Origin of the sequence: Thalassotalea sp. ND16A (assembly GCF_000764205.1) — a bacterium.
In the GTDB taxonomy this organism is placed as follows: domain Bacteria; phylum Pseudomonadota; class Gammaproteobacteria; order Enterobacterales; family Alteromonadaceae; genus Thalassotalea_A.
Genome location: NZ_JQDZ01000082.1, coordinates 1 through 7,706, shown reverse-complemented (window position 1 = coordinate 7,706; position 7,706 = coordinate 1). Strand labels below are relative to the sequence as shown.

12 protein-coding genes are annotated in these 7,706 nt (G+C 42.2%); all 12 read right to left on the bottom strand.

Annotated features, from left to right (window positions below; genetic code table 11):
- Nucleotides 1-107 precede the first annotated feature (107 nt).
- Nucleotides 108-1,421 (bottom strand): GGDEF domain-containing protein, encoded by a 1,314-nt coding sequence (locus ND16A_RS20305; RefSeq protein ID WP_033078137.1) that lies wholly within the window; start codon nucleotides 1,419-1,421, stop codon nucleotides 108-110.
- A gap of 668 nt (nucleotides 1,422-2,089) precedes the next feature.
- A complete protein-coding gene (gene rpsQ, locus ND16A_RS06785) occupies nucleotides 2,090-2,338 on the bottom strand; it encodes a 30S ribosomal protein S17 (protein ID WP_033078135.1) in 249 nt (82 codons plus the stop codon).
- Complete coding sequence (gene rpmC / locus ND16A_RS06790) at nucleotides 2,338-2,529, bottom strand: 50S ribosomal protein L29 (RefSeq protein ID WP_033078134.1); 192 nt, start codon at nucleotides 2,527-2,529, stop codon at nucleotides 2,338-2,340. Before rpmC ends, rpsQ begins: the two co-directional genes overlap by 1 nt.
- Entirely contained in the window at nucleotides 2,529-2,942 is a 414-nt protein-coding gene (gene rplP, locus ND16A_RS06795) for a 50S ribosomal protein L16 (protein ID WP_033078133.1), read from the bottom strand. The genes rpmC and rplP overlap by 1 nt, the downstream gene beginning before the upstream one ends.
- A gap of 11 nt (nucleotides 2,943-2,953) precedes the next feature.
- Entirely contained in the window at nucleotides 2,954-3,652 is a 699-nt protein-coding gene (gene rpsC / locus ND16A_RS06800) for a 30S ribosomal protein S3 (RefSeq protein WP_033078132.1), read from the bottom strand.
- Nucleotides 3,653-3,663: 11 nt separating this feature from the next.
- Complete coding sequence (gene rplV, locus ND16A_RS06805) at nucleotides 3,664-3,996, bottom strand: 50S ribosomal protein L22 (RefSeq protein ID WP_033078131.1); 333 nt, start codon at nucleotides 3,994-3,996, stop codon at nucleotides 3,664-3,666.
- A gap of 11 nt (nucleotides 3,997-4,007) precedes the next feature.
- Nucleotides 4,008-4,286 (bottom strand): 30S ribosomal protein S19, encoded by a 279-nt coding sequence (gene rpsS, locus ND16A_RS06810; protein WP_033078130.1) that lies wholly within the window; start codon nucleotides 4,284-4,286, stop codon nucleotides 4,008-4,010.
- A gap of 18 nt (nucleotides 4,287-4,304) precedes the next feature.
- Complete coding sequence (rplB, locus tag ND16A_RS06815) at nucleotides 4,305-5,129, bottom strand: 50S ribosomal protein L2 (RefSeq protein ID WP_033078129.1); 825 nt, start codon at nucleotides 5,127-5,129, stop codon at nucleotides 4,305-4,307.
- A gap of 9 nt (nucleotides 5,130-5,138) precedes the next feature.
- Entirely contained in the window at nucleotides 5,139-5,441 is a 303-nt protein-coding gene (gene rplW, locus ND16A_RS06820) for a 50S ribosomal protein L23 (protein ID WP_033078128.1), read from the bottom strand.
- A complete protein-coding gene (gene rplD, locus ND16A_RS06825) occupies nucleotides 5,438-6,043 on the bottom strand; it encodes a 50S ribosomal protein L4 (protein WP_033078127.1) in 606 nt (201 codons plus the stop codon). Before rplD ends, rplW begins: the two co-directional genes overlap by 4 nt.
- A gap of 17 nt (nucleotides 6,044-6,060) precedes the next feature.
- On the bottom strand, nucleotides 6,061-6,699 hold the full coding sequence (rplC, locus tag ND16A_RS06830) for a 50S ribosomal protein L3 (RefSeq protein WP_033078126.1): 639 nt from the start codon (nucleotides 6,697-6,699) through the stop codon (nucleotides 6,061-6,063).
- A gap of 15 nt (nucleotides 6,700-6,714) precedes the next feature.
- Entirely contained in the window at nucleotides 6,715-7,026 is a 312-nt protein-coding gene (gene rpsJ, locus ND16A_RS06835) for a 30S ribosomal protein S10 (RefSeq protein ID WP_033078125.1), read from the bottom strand.
- Nucleotides 7,027-7,706: the final 680 nt, after the last annotated feature.

Sequence of the window (7,706 nt, the reverse complement as noted above, 5' to 3'; positions counted from 1 at the left end):
GAAAATCCTGAGCATTACCTCCCTTGGAACTACCAACAAAATCAAGAGATAACTCAGTCATAGACTGGGTTAGCGCCATTCTAAATAACTCAACTTGCCATGTCACACTATCCCGCCGTAAGCTCACGAATAAATTGATTCGGTGTGATCTGCCCCATGGTAGGGTGCCACCATCTTAATAGCGCTTCAGCTCCGATGATGCGATTATTGCGCAAGTCATATTTTGGTTGAAAGTGCACTTTAAACGATTTATCAAGAAGAGCTTTTCGCAATTCCTCCAGTATCGTAAATTCTGCTTCGGTTTTTGCAATCATCTGCTCATCGATTAAACAAATTTGATTTCTTCCAGCACTTTTGGCTTGATGCAAAGCGATATCGGCATATTTTAATGCGGTATCAAAATCTTGGGTATTATCCGGGCAGATGGTGATGCCAATTGAACAACACGTTGATAAATGGTGATCATTGATGATTAATGGCTGGCTAACAACCGTTGCAATTTTTTCACTTAGTTGTTTTACCTGTTCAGTGGAATTCACTTTTTCAAGTAAAATAATGAATTCATCTCCGCCTAAGCGATAAGTAGAGCCAAACTCTGCCACTGTGCCGGCAATCCGCGTAGACAATATCTTCAAAAATTTATCACCCATTTGATGGCCGAGAGTATTATTAATGTTTTTGAAATCATCTAGGTCGACGAACAGCAATGCCGTTTTACTATTCTCTGACCTTGCCTGTGCAACTAACAGGCTAAGTTTTTCTTCAGCAACCATCCTATTTGGTAACCCGGTTAGTGCATCTTGATGAAGCAATTTTTGAATTTCATTTTTAGAACGTTCAACAGCATCATTTTCCGTTATTAATTTAGTGATCAATTCTTTTATACTTTCGATAGCGAAATAACTGCCGACAAATATGACCAACAACAGTAAATTAACCAACGCTGCCGATTGCAGGCTTATCTGCTGAACAGAATTCAAATAAAAGTCGTAATGATTCACCAGACCATTGGCGAAAATAGCAAGACTGATAAAGGCAAATAGAAATGACATTATCTTGGTCGAACCGAGCAAAGCGGCAAAGATTAAAATTAACGGATAAACGAATAGTACTTCATCGCGGATACCACCATACATCCACATCAATACCGTTGCCAGACAAGTATGACTGAATAATAGCAAAGCGATCGCCGCTTTAGGTTTGGTTTTATTCAAAACCATAAAACCCACGCCAATTATCAGCAAGACAACAACTAAGGAACCACCCTGGTAATAAGCTTCGTTGAAGAACTGTACCGCGGCGGCAATGAGCAAAGCCAGCTGAGAGGCGGTGAATAATTGTAAAGCCTTGGTGCGATGAAATCCCTCTGCAATTAATGTATTGAAGTAATGATCAAATAACTTCGTTGAATTTTTCGTCATCTTAGGCTCATTATTTTTCAATAGGTGACAACCAAATTAGCATATTATTTACCCTTCACTAAGTTAAAAAACAGGCAATTTGAAAAACGGTTAGTTATCAATAACTAAACTAAAGCCCAGCTTTGGTGTGATAAGAGCAGACTTTGAAACTTAGGTCCTGCAACAGTGCGAGGTTGAAACCCCGCCAACCATAGGGACTGATTTCTGGTTGGCGGGACTTTAGTCTCGCATTTTGCTGATAACCACTTTAGTTTGATTGCTGCAACAGTGCGAGGTTGAAACCCCGCCAACCATAGGGACTGATTCCTGGTTGGCGGGACTTTAGTCTCGCATTTTGCTGATAAACACTTTACCTTGATTACTGCAGCGGTGCGAGGTTGAAACCCCGCCAACCATAGGGACTGATTCCTGGTTGGCGGGACTTTAGTCTCGCATTTTGGTGATAAGCACTTTAACTTTATTACTGCAAAAAAAAAGCTCCCTTTCGGGAGCCTTTTTAAGTAACAATAAAACTTAAAATTAAGCTTTTGTGATTACATCAACTAAAGTCCAGTTTTTAGACTTTGAAACTTAGGTACTGCCACATTCGCGAATGTGCATTTCAAATCACAAAATAAAAAGGCTCTACTGTTGCCAGTAGAGCCTTTTAAGTAACAATAAAACTTATATTAAGCTTTTGTGATTACATCAACTAAAGTCCAGTTTTTAGACTTTGAAATTGGTGCACATTCACGAATTGTTACTAAATCACCTTCGTTACATACGTTAGCTTCATCATGCGCTTTCAACTTAGTTGAACGGATCATGAATTTACCGTACATAGGGTGCTTAACTCGACGCTCGATCAAAACAGTGATAGATTTTTCCATCTTGTTGCTGATTACGCGACCTTGTAGAGTACGAATAGATTCGCTCATTATGATGCTGCCTTCTCAGTTAGGATAGTCTTTACACGTGCGATATCGCGACGTACGTTACGTAGCAAGTGAGTTTGTGCTAACTGACCAGTGCTTGCTTGCATGCGGTAGTTAAACTGCTCGCGAAGTAAGCCTAGTAATTCAGCATTTAGCTCTTCAATGCTTTTATCTTTAAGTTCAGTAGCTTTCATTACATTACCGTCCGAGTTACGAAAGTTGTTTTGAATGGAATCTTAGCTGCTGCAAGCTCGAAAGCTTCGCGTGCTATTGATTCTTCAACGCCTTCCATTTCATAAAGAACACGTCCTGGCTGAATTTGGCAAACCCAATACTCAACAGAACCTTTACCTTTACCCATACGAACCTCAAGAGGTTTTTTGGTAATTGGCTTATCAGGGAAAACTCGAATCCAAATTTTACCTTGACGTTTGATGTGACGAGTCATTGCACGACGGGCTGCTTCGATTTGACGAGCAGTCATACGGCCACGAGCCACAGCTTTTAAGCCGTATGTACCGAAGCTTACTGAGCTACCTGTGTGCGCTAGGCCACGGTTACGCAGTTTAAATTGCTTACGGAATTTAGTACGTTTTGGTTGTAACATTAGTTAGTTCCTTACTTACCGCTCTTGCCTTTGCCTTTTCTTTTAGGTTTAGGAGCTGGTACTTCTGCCTGTAGCGGCATGTTACCAATTACTTCACCTTTAAAGATCCAGACTTTAACACCGATAACACCGTAGGTAGTATCTGCGCGGGCGATTGAATAATCAATGTCAGCACGTAATGTATGTAAAGGTACACGACCTTCACGATACCATTCAGCACGGGCAATATCTGCACCGCCTAAACGACCGCTAACTTGTACTTTGATACCCTTAGCACCTAAACGCATAGCGTTTTGTACTGCGCGTTTCATCGCACGACGGAACATAACACGACGCTCTAACTGGCTAGCAATGCTGTCAGCTACAAGTTGTGAATCCATTTCTGGCTTACGAACTTCGGCAATGTTAATTTGAGCAGGTACACCGGCAATTTGAGAAACTTTTTTACGTAATTTCTCTACGTCTTCACCTTTCTTACCAATTACAACACCTGGACGGGCTGTATGGATAGTCACGCGAATTGACTTTGCTGGACGCTCAATAACGATTTTTGATAAAGATGCACGCTTTAGCTCTTCAGTAAGGTAAGCACGAACTTCGTGATCGCCTTTAATGTTTGCTGCGTAATCTTTGCTGCTTGCATACCAAGTAGACGCAAAAGGTTTAGTGATACCTAGGCGAATACCGGTAGGATGTACTTTCTGACCCATACTAATATCTCCTAGTGATCAGCTACAATCACAGTAATGTGACTGGTGCGCTTAAGGATACGATCCGCGCGACCTTTCGCACGAGGTTTAATACGTTTCATTGTTGGACCATCGTCAACCATAATAGTTTTAACGAATAATTCATCAATGTCTGCACCTTCATTGTGTTCAGCGTTAGCGATAGCTGAGTTAAGTACTTTCTTTACTAACTCGGCAGCAGATTTGTTGCTGTAAGTTAATACTTCTAGTGCTTTCTCAACTTGCAAACCGCGAATTTGGTCAATAACCAAACGAGCTTTTTGAGCTGAACCACGGGCAAATTTATGTTTAGCAATAGCTTCCATCTTATTTTCCCTTATCTTTTCTTCGCTTTCTTATCAGCGACGTGGCCGCGATAAGTACGAGTTGGTGCAAATTCACCCAGTTTGTGACCGATCATTTCATCGGTAACAAATACTGGAACGTGTTGACGGCCATTATGGACAGCGATGGTCAATCCGATCATGTTAGGTATGATCATTGAACGACGGGACCAAGTCTTAATTGGTTTTTTATTCCCGCTTTCCAAAGCTTTCTCTACCTTCGTCAACAAGTGCAGGTCAATAAATGGACCTTTCTTGAGAGAACGTGGCATGGTAATTCCTCTTTATAGTTACTTAGTACGACGACGGACAATAAACTTGTCAGTGCGTTTGTTTTTACGAGTCTTATAACCCTTAGTTGGTACACCCCAAGGTGATACCGGGTGACGACCGCCTGAAGTTTTACCTTCACCACCACCGTGCGGGTGATCAACTGGGTTCATGGCAACACCACGAACAGTTGGTCTAACACCACGCCAGCGTGTAGCACCTGCTTTACCCAAAGAGCGAAGCATGTGTTCAGCATTGCCGATTTCACCTAAAGTTGCACGACATTCGCTTTCAATTTTACGCATTTCGCCAGAGCGAAGACGTAAAGTTACGTAGACGCCGTCTTTCGCAACTAATTGTGCGTAAGTACCAGCGGCACGTGCGATTTGAGCACCTTTACCAGGTTTAAGTTCGATTGCGTGTACAACACTACCTAGTGGTGTGTTGCGTAACGGTAATGTGTTACCTGTTTTGATAGGAGCGTCAACACCAGACTGGATAGAATCACCAGCTTTTAAGCCTTTAGGGGCTAAGATGTAGCGACGTTCACCATCTGCATATAATACTAACGCGATGTTAGCACTACGGTTTGGATCATATTCCAAACGCTCTACTTTTGCAGGGATGCCATCTTTGGTACGTTTAAAGTCAATCAAACGATAGTGTTGCTTGTGACCACCACCAACGTGACGAACTGTAATACGACCAGTATTGTTACGACCACCAGATTTTGATTTAGTATCAAGTAATGGTGCGTAAGGCTTACCTTTGTGCAACTCCGTGTTTACCACTTTAACAACGTGGCGACGACCCGGAGAAGTAGGTTTACATTTTACTATAGCCATGATTATCTCCTATTGCTCTGCGCCAACGAAGTCGATGTCGCTGCCTTCTTTAAGAGTAACGTAAGCTTTTTTCCAGTCGCTTCTGCGACCAAAACGTGCGCCAGTACGTTTAACTTTACCCTTAACATTTAGAGTGCGAACACCAGTAACTTCAACTTCGAAAAGTTTCTCTACAGCAGCTTTAATTTCAAGCTTAGTAGCAGTAGTTGCTACTTTGAAAACAACAGTGTTGTTTGTTTCTGCAGACATAGTTGCTTTTTCAGAAATGTTAGGTGCTAAAATCACCTTTAACAAACGTTCGTCGTTTATCATGCTAACATCTCCTCAATTTGCTTCACTGCATCAGCAGTTACTAATACTTTTTCGAAACCGACTAGACTAACAGGATCAATACCAGCTACATCGCGTACGTCAACTTTGTACAAGTTGCGTGCTGATAAGAATAAGTTCTCATCAACTTCAGCAGTAACGATTAATACGTCTTTTAATTCAAGACCTTTTAATTTAGATACTAATTCTTTAGTTTTTGGTGTTTCTACCGCAAAGTTCTCAACCACAACCAGACGTTCTTGACGAACTAGTTCTGAAAGGATGCTTTGAATCGCACCACGATACATTTTACGGTTAACTTTTTGACTGTGATCCTGAGGTTTAGCAGCGAATGTTACGCCACCTGAACGCCAGATTGGACCACGAGTTGTACCAGCACGTGCACGGCCAGTACCTTTTTGACGCCATGGCTTCGCGCCACCGCCGCTAACTTCTGAACGAGTTTTCTGAGCACGAGTACCTTGACGAGCACCTGCTGCATAAGCAACAACTACTTGGTGTACTAGAGCTTCATTGAACTCACGTCCAAAGGTAGCTTCAGAAACTTCAAGAGCGCCTGAAGCGTCTTTAATTGCTAATTCCATCACTAATCTCCTGGACGTTAGGCTTTAACAGCTGGTTTAACGATTACGTTGCCATTTACTGCACCCGGAACTGCACCTTTAATAAGGAGCAAGTTACGTTCAGCGTCAACGCGAACCAATTCAAGGTTTTGAGTAGTAACTTTCTCAGCACCCATGTGACCAGACATCTTTTTGCCTTTAAATACACGACCAGGTGTTTGACACTGGCCGATTGAGCCGTTAGAACGGTGAGAGATAGAGTTACCATGAGTTGCATCTTGCATGCTGAAATTCCAGCGCTTGATACCACCTTGGAAACCTTTACCTTTCGAAGTACCGGTAACGTCTACTAATTTGGTTTCATTGAATAACTCAACAGTGATGTCACTGCCAGCTTCAATACCTTCACCTTCGCCATCTTGTAAGCGGAATTCCCAGCAGCCACGGCCAGCTGTAACACCTGCTTTAGCAAAATGACCTGCTAAAGGCTTAGTAACACGACTAGCTTTACGCGAGCCAGTTGTTACTTGTAAACCACGATAACCATCGTTTTCAAGAGTTTTTACTTGAGCAACGCGGTTAGCTTCAACTTCTACGACTGTAACTGGAATTGAAACGCCATCTTCAGTGAAGACACGAGTCATACCAACTTTACGTCCGACTAAACCAATAGTCATAGTTAAATCCCCTTATTAACCCAAGCTGATCTGAACGTCTACACCAGCTGCTAAATCTAAACGCATTAATGCGTCTACAGTTTTCTCAGTTGGTTCAACAATATCAATCATACGCTTGTGAGTACGGATTTCGTACTGATCACGAGCATCTTTGTTTACGTGTGGAGAAACCAAGATAGTAAAACGTTCTTTACGTGTAGGAAGTGGAATAGGACCACGAACCTGAGCACCAGTACGTTTTGCAGTATCTACGATTTCAGCAGTTGATTGATCAATCAGACGATGATCGAACGCTTTCAAACGAATGCGAATTCTTTGACTTGACATGTAATCAAATCCCCAATATAAAAAGAACGAACAAAGTACGACTCATCACCTACGTTTTGGTGTAGGGGAGCGTACTGCTTATATACATTCAACTCCAAATCGGAGTTGCTGTTGGTTAGTTTTTCGCTACTGTTTAACCAGTAACTCACTAACAAATTCCTAAACCATATCGGTTCAGGTCGGCGTATTATACAGAAACTGCGCATATCTGCAAGTACATTTTATGAACTGTGGGAAAGAAAGCTGGAGTTGTGTACAGGGTTAGTTTATTTGTTCCCTCATCCCGTTACAAAAGCGCACTGTCAAGCAGGGAGATTCCAAATCAAGTTTGGAATGACTTGGCGCAAGTAAACTGTTTAAACCTTTAAAATACAACCCATAAATTGCTCCGTCATCCCGGCGAAGGCCGGGACCTCCCTGCTTGACAGTGTGCTTAATTATTAACACCTTTTATCTTCCCCCCCCCCACAATTATGAGCATACCCAAACATACACACGATACGCTCAATGAGGTTCCGGCCTTCGCCTAACACCATTCAGTTAAGAGGATCGTGTTTTAATATGGTAACGAGTTTTGCTAACTCTCACGGTCCTGTCTTTGGGCCGCTTTCTTTTCTCTGGTAGTATAAACTGTTTGACGTTCTCGCGCATAGCCCGAAGTTTTTTCGGTATACTTCCTG

Coding starts and splice junctions, on each gene's coding strand:
- ND16A_RS20305 (WP_033078137.1), bottom strand. CDS start 1,421: ATGACGAAAAATTCAACGAAGTTATTTGATCATTACTTCAATACATTA.
- rpsQ (WP_033078135.1), bottom strand. CDS start 2,338: ATGAGCGAATCTATTCGTACTCTACAAGGTCGCGTAATCAGCAACAAG.
- rpmC (WP_033078134.1), bottom strand. CDS start 2,529: ATGAAAGCTACTGAACTTAAAGATAAAAGCATTGAAGAGCTAAATGCT.
- rplP (WP_033078133.1), bottom strand. CDS start 2,942: ATGTTACAACCAAAACGTACTAAATTCCGTAAGCAATTTAAACTGCGT.
- rpsC (WP_033078132.1), bottom strand. CDS start 3,652: ATGGGTCAGAAAGTACATCCTACCGGTATTCGCCTAGGTATCACTAAA.
- rplV (WP_033078131.1), bottom strand. CDS start 3,996: ATGGAAGCTATTGCTAAACATAAATTTGCCCGTGGTTCAGCTCAAAAA.
- rpsS (WP_033078130.1), bottom strand. CDS start 4,286: ATGCCACGTTCTCTCAAGAAAGGTCCATTTATTGACCTGCACTTGTTG.
- rplB (WP_033078129.1), bottom strand. CDS start 5,129: ATGGCTATAGTAAAATGTAAACCTACTTCTCCGGGTCGTCGCCACGTT.
- rplW (WP_033078128.1), bottom strand. CDS start 5,441: ATGATAAACGACGAACGTTTGTTAAAGGTGATTTTAGCACCTAACATT.
- rplD (WP_033078127.1), bottom strand. CDS start 6,043: ATGGAATTAGCAATTAAAGACGCTTCAGGCGCTCTTGAAGTTTCTGAA.
- rplC (WP_033078126.1), bottom strand. CDS start 6,699: ATGACTATTGGTTTAGTCGGACGTAAAGTTGGTATGACTCGTGTCTTC.
- rpsJ (WP_033078125.1), bottom strand. CDS start 7,026: ATGTCAAGTCAAAGAATTCGCATTCGTTTGAAAGCGTTCGATCATCGT.